17 protein-coding genes and 1 tRNA gene are annotated in these 15,916 nt (G+C 59.9%); 8 read left to right on the top strand and 10 right to left on the bottom strand.

Going from position 1 to position 15,916, the window contains the following annotated elements; all coding sequences use genetic code 11:
* The first annotated feature begins 384 nt into the window (after window positions 1-384).
* From VB618_RS19255 to VB618_RS19280, 6 genes are all read left to right on the top strand, one after another.
* Window positions 385-1,059, top strand: a complete 675-nt coding sequence (locus VB618_RS19255; RefSeq protein ID WP_329798372.1) for a recombinase family protein — start codon at window positions 385-387, stop codon at window positions 1,057-1,059.
* A gap of 261 nt (window positions 1,060-1,320) precedes the next feature.
* Window positions 1,321-2,109 carry a TIGR04255 family protein gene (locus VB618_RS19260; protein WP_329798373.1) on the top strand — a complete coding sequence of 263 codons (789 nt, stop codon included), beginning with the start codon at window positions 1,321-1,323 and terminating at the stop codon, window positions 2,107-2,109.
* Window positions 2,106-2,732, top strand: a complete 627-nt coding sequence (locus tag VB618_RS19265) for a hypothetical protein (RefSeq protein ID WP_329798374.1) — start codon at window positions 2,106-2,108, stop codon at window positions 2,730-2,732. The genes VB618_RS19260 and VB618_RS19265 overlap by 4 nt, the downstream gene beginning before the upstream one ends.
* A gap of 117 nt (window positions 2,733-2,849) precedes the next feature.
* Window positions 2,850-3,575 carry a hypothetical protein gene (locus VB618_RS19270; protein ID WP_329798375.1) on the top strand — a complete coding sequence of 242 codons (726 nt, stop codon included), beginning with the start codon at window positions 2,850-2,852 and terminating at the stop codon, window positions 3,573-3,575.
* A 729-nt stretch (window positions 3,576-4,304) separates the two neighbouring features.
* On the top strand, window positions 4,305-4,640 hold the full coding sequence (locus VB618_RS19850; RefSeq protein WP_442931870.1) for a helix-turn-helix transcriptional regulator: 336 nt from the start codon (window positions 4,305-4,307) through the stop codon (window positions 4,638-4,640).
* A 1-nt stretch (window position 4,641) separates the two neighbouring features.
* Complete coding sequence (locus VB618_RS19280) at window positions 4,642-5,787, top strand: tyrosine-type recombinase/integrase (protein WP_329798376.1); 1,146 nt, start codon at window positions 4,642-4,644, stop codon at window positions 5,785-5,787.
* Between the two features lie 6 nt (window positions 5,788-5,793).
* Here the strand turns inward: VB618_RS19280 and VB618_RS19285 are convergent.
* Window positions 5,794-5,878 (bottom strand) — tRNA-Leu (locus VB618_RS19285).
* A gap of 147 nt (window positions 5,879-6,025) precedes the next feature.
* On the opposite strand from VB618_RS19285, the gene VB618_RS19290 reads away from it, so the two are divergent.
* Window positions 6,026-6,607 (top strand): YqaA family protein, encoded by a 582-nt coding sequence (locus tag VB618_RS19290; protein ID WP_329798377.1) that lies wholly within the window; start codon window positions 6,026-6,028, stop codon window positions 6,605-6,607.
* An 11-nt stretch (window positions 6,608-6,618) separates the two neighbouring features.
* A complete protein-coding gene (locus tag VB618_RS19295; protein WP_329798378.1) occupies window positions 6,619-7,119 on the top strand; it encodes a disulfide bond formation protein B in 501 nt (166 codons plus the stop codon).
* 20 nt (window positions 7,120-7,139) lie between these two features.
* Here the strand turns inward: VB618_RS19295 and VB618_RS19300 are convergent, their stop codons facing one another.
* The 9 genes from VB618_RS19300 to VB618_RS19340 all read right to left on the bottom strand — a co-directional run bounded on the left by VB618_RS19300 (window position 7,140) and on the right by VB618_RS19340 (window position 15,736).
* Window positions 7,140-7,709, bottom strand: coding sequence for an HNH endonuclease (locus VB618_RS19300; RefSeq protein ID WP_329798379.1), 570 nt, complete (start codon window positions 7,707-7,709; stop codon window positions 7,140-7,142).
* Between the two features lie 147 nt (window positions 7,710-7,856).
* Window positions 7,857-8,738: a 3-hydroxybutyryl-CoA dehydrogenase gene (locus tag VB618_RS19305; protein WP_329798380.1), complete on the bottom strand. Its 882-nt coding sequence runs from the start codon at window positions 8,736-8,738 to the stop codon at window positions 7,857-7,859.
* Between the two features lie 72 nt (window positions 8,739-8,810).
* Window positions 8,811-9,755 (bottom strand): electron transfer flavoprotein subunit alpha/FixB family protein, encoded by a 945-nt coding sequence (locus VB618_RS19310; protein ID WP_329798381.1) that lies wholly within the window; start codon window positions 9,753-9,755, stop codon window positions 8,811-8,813.
* Between the two features lie 14 nt (window positions 9,756-9,769).
* Window positions 9,770-10,519, bottom strand: a complete 750-nt coding sequence (locus VB618_RS19315; protein ID WP_329798382.1) for an electron transfer flavoprotein subunit beta/FixA family protein — start codon at window positions 10,517-10,519, stop codon at window positions 9,770-9,772.
* A 217-nt stretch (window positions 10,520-10,736) separates the two neighbouring features.
* Window positions 10,737-11,444, bottom strand: a complete 708-nt coding sequence (locus tag VB618_RS19320; protein WP_329798383.1) for a rhomboid family intramembrane serine protease — start codon at window positions 11,442-11,444, stop codon at window positions 10,737-10,739.
* A gap of 11 nt (window positions 11,445-11,455) precedes the next feature.
* Complete coding sequence (locus VB618_RS19325; protein ID WP_329798384.1) at window positions 11,456-12,031, bottom strand: cob(I)yrinic acid a,c-diamide adenosyltransferase; 576 nt, start codon at window positions 12,029-12,031, stop codon at window positions 11,456-11,458.
* Window positions 12,032-12,055: 24 nt separating this feature from the next.
* A complete protein-coding gene (locus tag VB618_RS19330; RefSeq protein WP_329798385.1) occupies window positions 12,056-12,508 on the bottom strand; it encodes an acyloxyacyl hydrolase in 453 nt (150 codons plus the stop codon).
* A gap of 348 nt (window positions 12,509-12,856) precedes the next feature.
* Window positions 12,857-13,048 (bottom strand): twin transmembrane helix small protein, encoded by a 192-nt coding sequence (locus VB618_RS19335; RefSeq protein ID WP_329798386.1) that lies wholly within the window; start codon window positions 13,046-13,048, stop codon window positions 12,857-12,859.
* Window positions 13,049-13,123: 75 nt separating this feature from the next.
* Window positions 13,124-15,736, bottom strand: coding sequence for a TIGR02302 family protein (locus VB618_RS19340; RefSeq protein WP_329798387.1), 2,613 nt, complete (start codon window positions 15,734-15,736; stop codon window positions 13,124-13,126).
* Between the last annotated feature and the right edge of the window lie 180 nt (window positions 15,737-15,916).

The raw sequence follows: 15,916 nt of genomic DNA on the forward strand, positions 1-15,916 counted from the left end.
AGTCTGAACCCTTTTGCCGCCGCGGATCACGCCCAAACAGCTGCCATCACACGTCGCTCGAAATCGCGTTTTCACACGACCTCGGTCAAACGAGGTCTTTGAGCGCGGCTGTGTAAAGGTCCGCTCTGAACGTGATAGCGGCCCTCCCATTCTCAGTAGCTCAGCCTTTAAATTTAGCGCCTGGTGCAGGTTGGGTATGCCCACCCTGTGCCAATTCCGAACCGATTCACAATTGCTGTGTGTTCGGTTCAGACCGAACTGTGACGCCAAAACCAACTACGATGGACCTCGCGCAGCGGCCTACCAAGCTTGACAGTCAGACGTGACGCGTTACAAATTCAGCAACTAACATAGTTGGAATCGTTACAGGGCTGGAGACGGTACATGGCACACGGCAAGTTCGTCGCATACTTTCGCGTCTCCACCGACAAGCAGGGCAAGAGCGGCCTTGGCCTTGAGGCGCAACAAGAGGCGGTGCGGTCCTATCTGAATGGTGGCGATTGGAGCCTTGTTGCCGAAGTTGTCGAGATCGAGAGCGGCAAGCGTAACGACCGCCCCAAGCTGAAAGAGGCCCTGCGGCTTTGCCGCCTCCATGGTGCTACCCTGATTATTGCCAAGTTGGACCGTCTCGCCCGCAACGTGGCCTTTATCTCAAACCTAATGGAATCGGGTGTCGAGTTCACGGCAGTGGACTTCCCTCAAGCTAACCGCTTGACGGTTTACATCCTGGCTGCCGTGGCCGAGCATGAAGCCGCTATGATCAGCACCCGCACCAAGGCAGCCCTTGCCGCTGCAAAGGCTAGGGGTACGAAGCTCGGTGGGGATCGTGGCAACCTTCCGGCTGTAGCTAAGCAGGGTTCTACGCTAGGGGTTAAGGCCATCAAAGCCAAGGCGGATAGGCGCGCGGCTGATATGGCCGAAATCATTGCGGACCTAAAAGCCTCCGGCGCTATATCCCTTCGGCAAATTGCAGCTGGCCTAAACGAGCGGGGAATTCCAACTGCAAGGGGTGGCAGATGGACGGCAGTTCAAGTTCAAAGGGTTGTGGAAAGGGCTTAGCGTTTCGGACACCTGGATCACGATTGCGAGGGCTGCCGGACGATATGTAACTAAGTTATCCAAAGCAATATTCTTGCTCAAGTGGTTGAGGTCAAACGCGGATTTTCTGAATCGAAGCCATTATTTACCGATTTGGAAGTGCTCTACCTCGATAGGGGTAACACCCGTTATGCTCCGAGATTGCCGGAACCCTCCTACCCCTTTTGGCTTGTCAACCCATATGTAAAGTGTAAAGACAGGTGTAAGGCTGAGGGGGACACGATGAGCCGCAAACTGAGCAATGCTCCCGTCTATTTCACGATAGTGCAAGCGAGGTTCAATCCAATCATGGCTTTGGATTCCTACGCTGCTGAAATCCAGGAGCGTTTCAGAAAGCTTGGATATCCCGATTTTGAGAAGAATTTCCTGGCAACTTTCAACCTTAATATGGGCGCTCCGGATGGTAACCAATCCCAAGTCCCGGTTGCTCACACTGGGCGCTATGTATTTCAGAATATGGAAAAAACTGCAGGGTTTTTTCTTGATCCAGGATCATTGTCCTATCAAACTACTGAATACGATGTATTTGAGACCTTTTCTCAAGAATTCTTCAATGGACTTAAGATTGTTCATGATACAGTCCAGTTAAGCTATACAGACAGAATTGGTTTCAGATACCTTGATGCAATATTCCCAAGAGCTGGAGAGAGCATAGAAGACTATTTGAATCCTTGGATGATGGGTTTATCTGGCAGAATAGATGGAGAAATAGTTCACTCCTTTGTAGAGACGGTATTGAAAACAGCCTCTGCTCAAATCACAGCTCGAAGCATTATGCAAAATGGTGCAATTGGTTTTCCGCCTGACTTAGCACCAGGATCACTTGTTGTTCCTGAGCGGTTCACATCGCTTAGGGGGCCGCATGCAATCCTAGACATGGATGGATCACATGAGCGGCGTGAGGCGTTTGACATTGCAAATGTGAAGTCTCGGCTACTGGAGATACATGGCGAGATAGCTAAATCATTTCGGGCTACAGTTACCGACAGTGCAATGAGAGTGTGGGCATGACCGCAACGACAATGGGACGCTTTCTTAAGTCGTATAATCGACCGACAGCAACCGTACTCGCGGGCATGCTCCTTCCTTTTACTGCTATTGGTCTCCAAGTTGGCACTGGAGGGAGTGCAACTGCTGGATACTATATCGCTAAAGGCGGTAAGGGATATCCATTAGCTGTTTATGATGTTTCAGCTTCTGATGGGTTAGATGCAGATCCAACCCCAAGAGAAAACCTAGCTCGAATTCGTACTATATTAAAACCTACTGTAACTGAACTTGCTAACGTACTCGAAGTATCGCGCCAAGCAATCTACGACTGGCAGAATGGACAGCCAATTACTGCTGAGAACGCTGCAAAGTTAGATGATTTGGCGCGGGCTGCTGACGTGTTTGCGGCAGAAGGGCTGACAACGTCAAACCAGATGTTGCGTCGTTCAATCAGAGGCGGAAAGAGTTTCTTTGACATGGTCCGCTTCGGCGGATCAGCAGAAGAGGCAGCTCGAACATTGGTTCAACTGATCCGTAAGGAGCTTGAACAGCGAAAAGCTATTGATGCCCGATTGGCAGCACGAAAGCGGATTCCGGTAACCCATCATGATTTGGGTATGCCCTCCCTAGACGAGCAAGGGTAAGGCGGAATGGGAGAGTGGAGGCGTCAGACGCCCTGGCGGCAAGGCCATCTCCTGCCTGCTGACGCGTTGCAGTTAATCGATATACCGAAAGCTGACCCTCCATACGACGTCGCAGTCGTGATCACCCACGACTGCGACGTTGCACAGCTTCCGGCTGCTGAGCCGATGGTGGAAATCATCTTTGGCAGGCGTATAGATAAACCAGACGGAAATTATACACATGCAAAAAATGCTCGTCGCCTTCATCTTCCGATTACGGGCGGCCGTGATTCAGCCAATATTGACCTAATCGCTAATAACAGAGCTTACATCCCAAAGGAAAAGCTCGCGGATTATGAGCCAGACACTTCGGTAGTCCCCACCGCAAGTGAGCGTTCCATTCTACAATACTGGCTTGCAGCGAGATACAGACGTTCAGCCTTTCCTGACGAGTTTGATCGCCGCCTCGGAGAAACTGGGCTGAAAGAGCGCCTAACGAAGATTCTCAAGCCTTCTGGCGAGCATATAACCGCCGTGTTCTTCGATGTTGATGCAGGAGAGGAGCATATCCGGAATGGAGCAGAGGATACGTACTCGCTAATCATATACTTCCTATATAGTACAGAACATGATCCCGAAGCGGCAGAGAAAGCAACAGACAAAGTAGCTTCTGATATAGAAAAATTGTTCAAGGGAAAATGTTATAAAAAACAGGAAGATACTTGGCAGGAGATTGAGCTTGTTGAATGTGTCTCAATCTCGGATCAGGCAATGACCTACGCACAGTCTCTGTTGTTTAAAAGATGGAGTGCCGACCATATTAGCTTCCGAGCGGAGCCTCACGAAGTGATGTTACGTGAGTAGTAGCTGCCGAACGATCAAAGCGTGGTAGCCACACCTTCGACGGCTCTATCAGCTTCAAGTGGGTTAACTCACCAGTGACGGTTAACCGGTGGACGCACCAACCTTCTACAGGCACTGTGCTCCAATGGAAAAACGGAAGCGACAAGTGACTTTGCTCCTTTCGTGCTGCGGTTTGGTCCCTACGACATCGGATCGAGACGTCCGCCCTGCTTAGTTGTGCACACAACCTAATTGGTAGCTCGACCGGCGTGGGGTTGGCAGGAAACGTTTGACTGTTTCAATGCGCTCCAGCTCCGATGTGGCTCAAACTTTCCACATCACCGACTTCAGCTGAACTGCCTTCCAATACCGTACTAGCTGTCATTGGCCGTACAGGCTCCTATCGTACCACCGGGCCGCAGGTGAGGCACCAGCACTGTCCTGCAGGGTGGTGTTCATCGTTGGAGATAGCTTCCCTCAATTTCGTATAGATACGTAATGGGCGAGGCACGCCGCGAAGCCACTAAGGTAAATGACTGGTTAAGGTATTCACAGCGCAATGTTCTTTTTTGAATTGGGTGCTTCACAAGCCAGGGAGCTAGCCTCAAAAGCCCAAATCTCAACTGATTCCGCCGCAACCACGGCGGGGACGCGAGATCTGAGACCTTCATCGGCCCCGGTTTCGCGGAAATGCGAACCCTAAATGCGTCCAGGGCGTGGTTGGCCGGGCGCCGATGAAGTTGATCTGACATGAGCCGCCACAACCTTACTCCTAGCAACGCCTTCGGCGCTAAGGGCGCGCAGGGTGGAAGCGCACGAGGGCTTGCGCCACCACGCGAAGCCCAAGCTAGCCCTACTTCATATACCCGCTTCGATGTGCGGCCTCATAGGGGCATGCGGCGAGAAGAGGCGGCGCATTATCTCGGTGTTAGCCCAACAAAGTTTGACCAACTCGTTGCCGATGGCCGGATGCCGCAGCCGTTCCGGCTTGATGGTTGTGTGCTGTGGGATGTTCGAAGGCTTGATGCAGCTATCGATTTGATCTCCAATCCAGATGTGACGGATGGCCGGGAAATCGAACTTTAACATGCCCCGCAGATTGCCGAAGTACTGCTCAGAAGACTTGGACCGTCATGGCAATCCGAGAGTCTACTTCCGACGCCCTCGTCAGAAAAAAATCAGGCTGAAAGGCATCCCGTTCTCCGAGCCGTTCATGGAGGCATATTGCCTTGCTTTAGAGGGTATGCTTCAGCCCGACTTGGTGGTGAAGCGGCAGAAGGCAAAGCCCAACACTCTCCGCTGGCTCGTGGAGCAGTACCTTGGTTCCGCCTTCTTCTTAGATCGCTGCTCAGCGCCAAGGACACGCCAGGTTCGCCGCCGTGAGTTGGAGGCAATGTGCGAGAAAGCAGGAGATGAGTCTATTGCAAACATCACCGCTAAGGTGATCCGTAAAGGCATGGATCGTAGGCGAGAAAAGCCAGAAGCGGCCAACGACTTTTTGAAAGCGCTACGCGGACTGTTTGCGTTCGCCGTCCAATATGAGCATGTCAACGTTGATCCTACCATTAGCGTGAAGAAGCTTCGGAGCCGGAATCCAGAGGGTTGGCATACGTGGACGGTGGAGGAAGTATTCAAATATCGGGGGCGCCATCCCATAGGCACCAAAGCTCGCTTAGCGCTTGAGATGCTACTCAATACCGGCGCGCGCCGCTCAGATGTCGTGCAATTGGGACGTCAGCATATCCGAGATGGTCAGATTAAATTCCGGGTCTACAAGAACCGGTTGCGGAAGCATGTTGAGATCGAGATTCCGGTCCTGTCCCAGCTGCAGGCCGTCATTGAGGCCACTCCGGAGAAAGGCGACCTGACATTTCTGATCTCGGACCACGGCCGGCCATGGTCAAGCGGCGACAGCTTCGGCAACCGCTTCCGGGATTGGTGCAACGATGCTGGGCTACCCCATTGCTCACCCCACGGCCTAAGGAAGGCAGGGGCGACTATCGCCGCGGAAAACGGTGCGACCGAGTCCCAGCTCATGGCGATCTACGGCTGGGCTGATCCGAAGATGGCTGCTCTCTACACACGCAAAGCAAATCGGAAGCGGCTTGCTGGAGATGCCGCGCACCTCATGGTGCCGCGTCAAACCGAGAACGAAACTGTCCCACTTTCGGACTCGGTTGAAGATGGTGGGACAAATAGCGCTGAAAATGCGAGGAAAAACAATGCGATCTAAAGGCGATGGTGCCCCTGGCCGGGATCGAACCAGCACTCCTTGCGGAACTCGATTTTGAGTCGAGCGCGTCTACCAATTCCGCCACAGGGGCAAGGACCTGCGACGTACCATGACGCGTGAAGGCTGGTCAATGTGCCAGATGTGAAGGGACGCCGCAGGCCGCCCTCTCGCCTTTCCGGGCGCCTTGTGCTCAAAGGGGCGCGGGGCGCGGTGAGCCCCTCAAACCGGTCGGAACCTCATGCTCAGACGCCTTTACGATTGGACCCTCTCCCTCGCGGCGCGGCCTTCCGCCCCCTATGCGCTGGCGGCTGTGTCCTTCGCGGAAAGCTCCTTCTTCCCGGTCCCGCCGGACGTGATGCTCGTGCCCATGATGCTGGCGCGGCCGGACAAGGCTTGGTCCTATGCCCTGATCTGCACGATTACCTCGGTTCTCGGCGGCATTCTGGGCTATTTCATCGGACTGGGCCTCTACGACTCCGTCGGCGCGTGGCTCTTTCAGCTCTACGGCCTTGACGAGGGGGCGGAGACGTTCCGGCACGCCTATGCGGATTACGGCCACTGGGTGATCCTGCTGAAAGGCCTGACCCCGATCCCGTACAAGCTCGTGACCATAACCTCAGGTTTCGCGGGCTATCACCTGGGCTGGTTCATCGCGCTGTCCATCCTGACCCGCGGCGCCCGGTTCTTCCTTGTCGCCCTGCTGATGAGCCAGTTCGGACCGCGCATCAAATCGATCATCGACAACAACTTCAACCTGGTGGCCGGGCTGGGGATCGTCGCCCTCGTCGGCGGGTTCGTGGCCTTCCGCTACCTGTTCTAAGGAGGGAGGCGATGCGCCTCGCTTTCTCCATGCGCCAAGCCGCCCTGGCCATTGCTTTGGCGGCTGCAACCACTGTCGGCGGAGCGCTCGTCTTCGAGCATGTCTTCGGCTATGTGCCCTGCAAGCTCTGCCTCGCCCAGCGCAATCCCTATTATATCGCGATTCCGCTCGGCCTCGCGGCGACCCTCCTGCCGCCGCGCTGGACCAGGGCTGGCCTTTGGCTCCTCGCCCTCGTGTTCATCGTGAGCGCGGGCCTTGGCGCCTATCATTCAGGGGTCGAGTGGGGATTCTTCGCAGGGCCGAGCGATTGCGGCGGCGGGGCGGGCCAGGGCGCGGGCAATGTGGGCGATTTCCTGAACCAGCTCCAGAACACCCGTGTGGTCAGCTGCACGGAAGCCGCATGGCGCTTCCTCGGCCTGTCGCTGGCAGGGTGGAACGTGCTGATCTCGCTCGCGCTTGCAGCCTTCGCCGCCAGGGCGGCAGCCGGCAAAGGTTTCTCCCTCGGCCGCTGACGGCCTGAAGATAAGAGGCCTTAAGGCTCCAGTTCGCTGTCCCAGTAGAGATAGTCCATCCAGCTGTCGTGCAGATAGTTCGGCGGGAAGAGGCGGCCGTTGGAGTGGAGGTCGTGGATCGTGGGGGCGAAAGGGCTCTGCCTCGGCCACATCTCCACCTCGCGGGGCAGCTTGTCCCCCTTCCTGAGATTGCAGGGCGCGCAGGCGGCGACGACATTTTCCCAGGTGGTCTGCCCGCCCTTGGACCGGGGAATGACGTGATCAAAGGTGAGGTCCTCGCGAATGCCGCAATATTGGCAGCTGAAGCGGTCGCGCAGGAAGACGTTGAAGCGGGTGAAGGCCGGGTGCCGTGACGGCTTGACGTAGGTTTTTAAGGAGATGACCGAGGGGAGACGAAATTCAAAGGTCGGACTTCGCACGACCTTGTCGTATTCCGAGACGATGTTGACCCGGTCGAGGAAGACCGCCTTGATCGCATCCTGCCAGCACCAGATGGACAGGGGATAGTAGCTCAACGGCCGGAAATCGGCATTGAGAACGAGGGCCGGGCAGGCCTCCGGCCGCACAACAGGCTGGACGTGTATCGTCACCGCACCTCCCCTTTGGGAAAGAGAAGAGTCATATCCCGTGTGAATAGACTATAGGCAGTGTGACGCTGTTGTGAAGATCAAAGCCGGGACATCTGTGACGCACCCACAGGATGTGGAAGCGCTCTCAGGCCTGTCGCAACGGAACTTTTAGCGGGTCGGAACCGGCTTCTCGCCCCGGTAGTCGTAGAAGCCGCGCTTGGTCTTCCGTCCGAGCCAGCCGGCTTCGACATATTTCACTAGAAGCGGGCAGGGGCGGTACTTGGAATCGGCCAGGCCCTCGTGCAGAACCTGCATGATCGACAGGCAGGTGTCGAGGCCGATGAAGTCGGCAAGCTGGAGCGGGCCCATGGGGTGGTTGGCGCCCAGCCGCATGGCCGTATCGATGGCCTCGACGGAACCCACGCCCTCATAGAGCGTGTAGATCGCCTCATTGATCATCGGCAGAAGAATGCGGTTGACGATGAAGGCCGGGAAATCCTCGGCAGCCGTCGAGGTCTTGCCGAGCTTGTGGATGAATTCCTTGGATGACTCGTAGGTCGCGTCGTCGGTCGCAATGCCGCGGATCAGCTCGACGAGCTGCATCACCGGCACCGGGTTCATGAAATGAATGCCGATGAACTTCTCGGGCCGATCCGTGGCGGCCGCGAGCCTCGTGATGGAGATCGACGAGGTGTTGGTGGCAACCATCGCGTCGGACCGGAGCGACGGGCAGAGATTGGTGAAGATCTTGCGCTTCACCTCCTCATTCTCGGTTGCCGCCTCGATGACGATATCGCAGGTGGACAGGTCGTCGTAGGAGCGTGCGGGCTTGATGCGCTCGAGCGCGGCCTGCCGGTCGGCCTCGGTGATGGCCCCCTTGGAGACCTGGCGGGCCATGTTGCCGTTGATCGTAGCGAGGCCGGTATTGATCCGTTCCTCGGAGAGATCATTGAGCCGGACGTTGAACCCCGCGCTCGAACAGACATGAGCGATGCCGCTGCCCATCTGACCTGCGCCGATCACGCCAACTGTCTTGATCTCAATGCCCATCGATCTGCTGCCTGCATCCACCGTCAAACCGGCCAGGTGGAGGTTCCGCCCGGTCCGTCACTATTCCTGACCTTATTGACCGGCTTTGGTCAACTCCTCCTTCAGTTCGGGGAGGATTGTGAAGAGGTCGCCAACGAGGCCGTAATCGGCCACCTGGAAGATGGGAGCCTCCTCGTCCTTGTTGATCGCCACGATCACCTTGGAGTCTTTCATACCTGCCAGGTGCTGAATGGCGCCTGAAATACCGACCGCGATGTAGAGGTCGGGTGCCACCACCTTGCCGGTCTGGCCCACCTGCCAATCGTTGGGGGCATAGCCTGCATCGACAGCCGCCCGCGAGGCGCCCATGGCGGCGCCGAGCTGATCGGCGATCGGCTCGATGTAGTGCTTGAAGGCATCGGCCGAGCCGAGCGAGCGGCCGCCGGAGATGATGATCCGGGCCGAGGTCAGCTCAGGCCGGTCGTTCTTAGCGATCTCCTCGCCCTTGAAGCTCGACAGGCCCGGATCGTCTGCCGCGTTCACCGTCTCGATGGCGGCAGAGCCGCCCTCGCTAGCTGCCGGGAAGGCGGCGGTGCGTACGGTGATCACTTTCTTGGCGTCGGTCGCCTGCACAGTCTGGATGGCATTGCCGGCATAGATCGGCCGCTCGAAGGTGTCGGACGACACCACCTTGATGATGTCCGAGACCTGCATCACGTCGAGCAGCGCCGCGACCCTCGGCATGACGTTCTTGCCCTTGCTGGTGGCAGGCGCCACCAGGGCATCGTAGGAGCCTGCGAGCGAAACGATGAGCGCAGCGGTCGGCTCGGCGAGCTGGTGCTCGTAAGCGGGCGCATCCGCCAGCAGCACCTTCTCCACGCCCGCGAGCTTGGCGGCTGCTTCAGCCGCCGCGCGGGCGTTGGAGCCGGCCACCAGCACGTGCACGGGCGCGCCGAGTGCCGTGGCGGCGGATAGTGCCTTGTGGGTGGCATCCTTCAGGTGAGCGTTGTCGTGCTCGGCAATCAGCAAGGTGGTCATTGTCTTTGGTCTCCTTAGAGCACGCCGGCTTCGACTTTGAGCTTCGAGACCAGTTCGGCCACGGAGCCGACCTTCACGCCGGCCTTGCGGCCGCCCGGCTCCGCGGTCTTCACGACCTTCAGGCGCGGCGCCACATCGACGCCCAGCGTTTCAGGAGAGGTCTCGTCGAGCGGCTTCTTCTTGGCCTTCATGATGTTGGGCAGGGACGCATAGCGCGGCTCGTTGAGGCGCAGGTCCGTGGTGACGATGGCAGGCAGCTTGAGGCCCACCGTCTGCAGGCCGCCGTCGACCTCGCGAGTCACGTCGATGGAGCCCTCGCCCACATTGACCTTGAACGCGAAGGTGCCCTGCGGCCAGCCCAGGAGTGCCGCCAGCATCTGGCCGGTCTGGTTGGAATCGTCGTCGATGGCCTGTTTGCCCATGATGATGAGGTCGGGCTTCTCCTGCTCGACCACCTTGGCCAGGATCTTGGCAACCGCAAGCGGCTCGACGATGGCGTCGGTCTTGACCAGGATGCCGCGGTCGGCGCCCATGGCGAGCGCCGTGCGGATGGTCTCACCGGCCTGCTGCGGACCGATGGAGACGGCGACGATCTCGGTGGCCTTGCCCTGCTCCTTCAGGCGAACCGCTTCCTCGACGGCGATTTCGTCGAAGGGGTTCATGGACATCTTGATGTTGGCGAGTTCCACGCCGGACCCGTCCGGCTTCACCCGGATCTTCACGTTGTAGTCCACAACCCGCTTCACACACACAAGAAGCTTCATTCGTCCGTCCTCACCAATGGTCAGATCCCCGGATATGGCCGAAACCCGGCCCTCCGGACATATAGGAAAAAGGCGGATGGGACCCTAGAGCATCGGACCCAAAAGTGGAATGCACTTTTGGGGTCGATCCGATGCTCATTTTTGGTCCACGCATCGTGTGGACCGGAAAACCGGATCCACTTTTCCGCACGATGCGCAGGCGGTCACTATCCGATTGTCAACGCGGCGCTTGCAGTTCCTGCGCCTGTACGCGGGCGAGCACGGGGTCGTAGCGGCGGCGCATGAAGGGGATGAGAATAGCGCCCACGAGGAAGCCGCCAAGATGGGCGAACCAGCCAACACTGTCATCGCCGCCGAGGAACGCCGAGGCGAACTGAAGCGCGAACCAGAAGCCGATGGTCCAGTAAGCCGGCAGGTGCAGCGGAATGCCTTTGAGAAAGAGGCCCCAGATCTTCACCCGCGGGTAGAGGATGAGATAGGCCGCCACCACGCCTGAGACGCCGCCGGAGGCGCCGATCAGGGGCCGGTGCGGCTCCGGAGTGATATAGGCATGGGCCAGGCTCGCTGCGGTTCCACAGAGCAGAAAGAACGCGACGAAACGGAGGTGCCCCATGGCATCCTCTACGTTGTCGCCGAACACCCACAGAAACAGCATGTTGCCGATCAGGTGAAACAGGGATCCGTGCAGGAAGATGTTCGTGGCAAGCGTCAGCTCCACCGGCACGAAGGGATAGCCCTCGGGCAGCGCTTCCGTGCCGAACAGGACCGAGGGGATGAAGCCCAGGCCCCCCACCATGGCATCCGGACCTGGCGGGGCATAGAACGTGACGAGGTAGGCGACGATGCAAAGGCCTATCAAAAACCGCGTCGCGAGCGGCGTCTTCATGTTCTTGAGTGGGACGCCGTCGTGAAGCGGGAGAAACATGGTGCTGTGTCCTACCGGTTCTGCCCCGGCACCCAGAGAACGTCGAGCGCACCCTTATCATTAACGTAGCGGGATGCGACGAACAAAAAGTCGGACAGACGGTTCAGGTATTTCACCGCCTCAGAAGAGACCTTCTCGTCCGGCTTCTCCATGAGCTCGACCACATGACGTTCCGCGCGGCGGCAGATCGTGCGGGCGAGGTGGAGTGCGGCGGCGGCGGGCGTCCCGCCCGGGAGCACGAAGGAGCGGAGCACCGACAATTCGCCGTTCAGGCGGTCGATTTCCTGTTCCAGACGATCCACCTGGGCTTGCGTGATGCGCAGGGGCTCGTAGGGGAGGGGCTTGTCCGTTTCGACCGTCGCGAGATCGGCGCCGAGATCGAACAGGTCGTTCTGGATGCGGCCGAGCATCGGGTCGATCTCATGGCCGGTGGTGTGAAGGCGGACCAGCCCGATGCAGGCATTGGTCTCGTCCACCGTGCCATAGGCTTCGATGCGGAGATCGTGCTTGGGGCGCCGCCCGCCGGCCGCCAGCGCGGTGCTGCCGTTGTCGCCGGTGCGGGTGTAGATACGGTTCAGAACGACCATAAGGGGCCCGACGGTTAGGATTCGCTAGAACGAATACCCAACCCGCGCGCCGACATTCGTCAAGCCTCTATTCTCGTCCGAGCAGGTTCCGCCATCGGACAGGTGCTCGATTGTGGCCATCACGCTCCAGTTGGCGGAAAGCCGCACACCCACCGAGCCGGATTCGCGGAACAGAGGCGAGCAGCTTAACGACTGGCGGTCCGAGAGCGGATGCGAAGAGTCGCCGCCGTTATGGATGGCCCCGCCGAAGCTGCCTTCCACGAAGATGTTCGGTGTTACGTCGATAGTCCAGGACAGGCCCGCATAGGCGAAGCTGGTGCGGTCGTCGAAATTCAGGCTGCCGCCGATATGCGGGCGGGGGATGAAATAGCTGGTGAAAAGGTCCGATGCGGTGAAAGGCTTGTCGAAAAGGATTTCGCCGGTCAGGTTGGCCGATCCGTCGTTACCTTCTCGGCCCCACGGATCCTGAGCGGACAATCCAAAACGGAATTCCGACAGGATGCTTGGTTGATATGCCGTTTGGGAAGTGTTGGCCGGTCGCTTGAAATCGGAGCCCAAAGCGCCTGCCGATCCCATAAACAGGACCAGAAGACTCAGGCCTAAGGCCGGGCTGGTGCGCATTAAAAGGTCCATAACTCAATAAAAATCAAGGCCAACAGGCTACGCCTTTATGGCTAACGATCTCTTAATACAAACCGTGGCGAAAACGTGTCAATACGTGGAAGCCCGGAGCGTTAACAGGACAGGTAGTGCCCGTTGTCCACGCTTATGAGCCACCCTGGGATTCGCATCGCAGGATCTCACGCATGGGAAATGCTCTCATGCTCACGCGGCTCGCCACCAGATCACGCCCATGATGACGATGATGGCGATGAACTGCAGCAGCACGCGCAGGCGCATGAGATGCTGCGACCGACTGGCATTGCCGCCGCGCAGCATGTTGAAGAGGCCGAGAAGCAGGACGAACGCGACAGCGACAACCGCTATCGGCACAAGCAGATCGACAAAACCGGACATCGTGATTCCATGGATAGGTTCGGGCGACCGTGGCCCGAACCTTATGAGGTGACAAGGGGTGCGTTGACCCGGATATCAGTTTCTGCGCAGCAGCCGCTCGAAATACTCGAGCTCCTCCTGTGCTCGCGAGGGATCGCCCAGCTTGCGTCGCAACTCCTCGAGGATCTGCTGCGCACGCTGCGCCGGTGACGCACCGGCACTGGGCACCTCGACACGGCCGTCGGAATACTCCCTGTTTCGGGTCGGCCTTCCCAATGGGTCGGTGTCGCGCTGGCCGGCCTGCTGGTTTCCTTGCGGGTTGCCCTGACCGGGCTGGTCGCCGGCCTGCTCGTTCCCCTGGCCTTCGCCCTGCTGCATTTGCTGCATCTGCTGGGCCATGCCCTGCATGCCGCGCCGGAGGCTCTCGAGAGCCCGGCCTTGGGCATCGACCGCCGGGCCGTCCTGGCCCTGGCCGAGGGCGCCTTCGGCATCGCGCATGGCCTGCTCGGCCTCGCCGAGGCCCTGCTCGCCCTGCATGCCCATGCCCTGCATGCGCCGCTGCAGCTCCTCAAGCCGTTCTCTCAGGGCCTGCTGCCGCTGCTTCATACCCAGGGGATCCTGGTCCGGCCCGGCTTGGCCGTTCTCGCCCGGCTCCTGGCCTTCGCCCTGCTCGCCCTGCTGGCCCTGTTGACCGGGCTGGCGCTGTCCCTGCTGGCGCTGGCCCTGCCTTTGACCCTGCTGACGCTGGCCGTTGCGGTCGCCCTGCTGCATGCGCCGGTTCTGGCCCTCGCGGAAGGTTTCGTCGCGCAGGTTCTGCTGCTCGCGCGCCATGTCCTCCATGTCCTGCATGGCCTGGTTCATCTCGCGGCCGAGCGGGTCGGTCATGCGGCTGTTGGGCTGGGCAGTCTGCAGGTTCTCCAGGATATTGCGCAACTGCTCGAGCAGGCGCTGGGCCTCGGCCACGTCGCCGCGGCGCATGGCCTCTTCCATCTGCTTCAGCATGCGGTTGAGATCGTCCTGCGAGATCATCCGCTCCGGCGCGCGCTGGTTCTGGTTCTGCGATTGTTGCTGGTTCTGCTGCATGCGCTGGGCGAATTCCTGCAGGAACTTGTCCATGGCCTGACGCAGTTCCTCCGTCAGGCGCCGCATCTCCTCGTCCGTCGCGCCCCGCTCCATGGCCTCCTTCAGGCGCTCCTGGGCGGCGCGCAGCTCCCGCTCCGCATCGGAAAGCCCGCCATCCTCGATCTGCAGCGCCATGGTCCAGAGCCAATCGGCCACATCGAGCAGATCCTGGTCGGTCTTGGCCGCCCGCAGGCGCTCCGCTCCCTGGCGCAGCCCCATGAACACGCCCCATTGCGGGGTGTATTGCTCCGGAGCGATCAGCAGCGCATCGAGCGCCACCTGCACGCGCTTGCGGTCGTCGGCGGCAAGCATGAGGTTGCGCCGCTGCTCCACCAGGGCCTTGGCGAGCGGGTTGGTGAAGGGACGCTGCGGCAGGGTGAAGGTGATCTTCTCGCTCTGGGCTTCCTGGCCGGCCTCGTCCTTGGCCTTGAGCTGGATCGTCACCGGGGCGCCGGCCCAGGCATGGTTGGTGAGGTCGACGGGAGACTTGGTGTCCGGCGCATTCTCCTCATGGCCCGGGAGCGCGAGCGTCAGCTGGGGCGCCGGCACGAGGGAGCGGCCCCGGCTGTTGTCGGCCTTCTCCACGATGCCTTCGAGCGCCGTGATGCCGTAATCGTCCTTGCCCTTGTAGGAGAGGGTGAAGGTGCCGCGCGCATTCACCTCGGGCGGCGTGGTGAAGGCGATCTCGGGTAGTCGGTCGGGAATGGCCTCGATGGTGAGGGTGACGCTGTTGGCAAAGCCCGTGCTGACCGTCAGCTCGCTGGAGCTGTTGAGCGTGTAGCGCTCCTCGCGCATGTCGGTGCGCTGGCCGGCCTTTGGGGCTAAAGGCGTAAGGCCCTTGCCCGGCTTGACCTCACCGCTGCCTTCGCCGGCGATGCGGATCACCACCGTCGAATTGACCGGCGCCTTCAGGCTTTGCCCGCGGGCGAGGTCGATCATGAGCGGCGGGGTGCGGGTGTAGAGGGGCGGATCGATCCAGCCGTCGATGCGGAAGGAGGCGGTTGCTACCTCCGGATCGCGCCAGTCGAAGGCCGCGGCCAAGCGCGAGCCGATCTCGGGACCGGCCACGAAGGCGCTCGTCACCAGGGCGAGCAGACCGGCGGCTCTGAGCGCATAGCGGTCGCGCCGCGGCATGTCCGGCCGCGGCAGGCCCACGCGCATCCGGCTCACCGTCTCTTCCGCGCGCTTGCGATGGAGGGCCCATAGAGCCCGGGTGCCCGGATCGGCGGTACCCAGGGCCAGGGAATCGTCGAGGACCCTGGCCGGGCCGGTGGCGAGGCCGGTCTCCCGGTCGAGGCGGTCAAGCGCCCGCGTCCGGTTCGGCATCCGCAGGCTTAAGATTGGCCAGAGGGAGAGCAGAAAAGCCCCGGCAAACAGGCTGATCCCGATCGTGCGCCACAAAACGGGCAAATCGAGCCAGAGGCCGAGCCACGACAGGGTGAGAAATGTGAGAACGATGGCAAGCGGCAGCCAGAGCCGGGGCCAGGCCTCCTCCCACCAGAGGGACCAGCGCGCATGAGTCACAAGCCGGCCAAACCGCTGGTTCAGGCGGCTCTGCCCAGGTGTCGGGTTCGGGCCTTCGCTCATGCAACAAGTCTCCCGCTGCACCGCATGTGCAGACGCCCCCTCGAGAAAGCTAGCACGGCAGCCTCGGATGACCAGCGGTCAAATCGGCACGGAGGTTCAAGAAGAGGTGACCGAGGCCTGCATGGAAACGTGGCTCAAGCCGCCCCGGTTCACGGCCGTGACGAAAGGGTTGGAGCGGCG

This window comes from Microvirga sp. CF3062 (genome assembly GCF_036314045.1).
Lineage (GTDB): Bacteria > Pseudomonadota > Alphaproteobacteria > Rhizobiales > Beijerinckiaceae > Microvirga.

Bases quoted from the DNA above. Each gene is read 5' to 3' on its own strand.
- VB618_RS19325 (WP_329798384.1), bottom strand. From the start codon at position 12,031: ATGGTCGTTCTGAACCGTATCTACACCCGCACCGGCGACAACGGCAGC.
- VB618_RS19340 (WP_329798387.1), bottom strand. From the start codon at position 15,736: ATGAGCGAAGGCCCGAACCCGACACCTGGGCAGAGCCGCCTGAACCAG.
- VB618_RS19265 (WP_329798374.1), top strand. From the start codon at position 2,106: ATGACCGCAACGACAATGGGACGCTTTCTTAAGTCGTATAATCGACCG.
- VB618_RS19280 (WP_329798376.1), top strand. From the start codon at position 4,642: ATGCCCCGCAGATTGCCGAAGTACTGCTCAGAAGACTTGGACCGTCAT.
- VB618_RS19295 (WP_329798378.1), top strand. From the start codon at position 6,619: ATGCGCCTCGCTTTCTCCATGCGCCAAGCCGCCCTGGCCATTGCTTTG.
- VB618_RS19310 (WP_329798381.1), bottom strand. From the start codon at position 9,755: ATGACCACCTTGCTGATTGCCGAGCACGACAACGCTCACCTGAAGGAT.
- VB618_RS19850 (WP_442931870.1), top strand. From the start codon at position 4,305: ATGAGCCGCCACAACCTTACTCCTAGCAACGCCTTCGGCGCTAAGGGC.
- VB618_RS19335 (WP_329798386.1), bottom strand. From the start codon at position 13,048: ATGTCCGGTTTTGTCGATCTGCTTGTGCCGATAGCGGTTGTCGCTGTC.
- VB618_RS19315 (WP_329798382.1), bottom strand. From the start codon at position 10,519: ATGAAGCTTCTTGTGTGTGTGAAGCGGGTTGTGGACTACAACGTGAAG.
- VB618_RS19255 (WP_329798372.1), top strand. From the start codon at position 385: ATGGCACACGGCAAGTTCGTCGCATACTTTCGCGTCTCCACCGACAAG.
- VB618_RS19320 (WP_329798383.1), bottom strand. From the start codon at position 11,444: ATGTTTCTCCCGCTTCACGACGGCGTCCCACTCAAGAACATGAAGACG.
- VB618_RS19290 (WP_329798377.1), top strand. From the start codon at position 6,026: ATGCTCAGACGCCTTTACGATTGGACCCTCTCCCTCGCGGCGCGGCCT.
- VB618_RS19260 (WP_329798373.1), top strand. From the start codon at position 1,321: ATGAGCCGCAAACTGAGCAATGCTCCCGTCTATTTCACGATAGTGCAA.
- VB618_RS19305 (WP_329798380.1), bottom strand. From the start codon at position 8,738: ATGGGCATTGAGATCAAGACAGTTGGCGTGATCGGCGCAGGTCAGATG.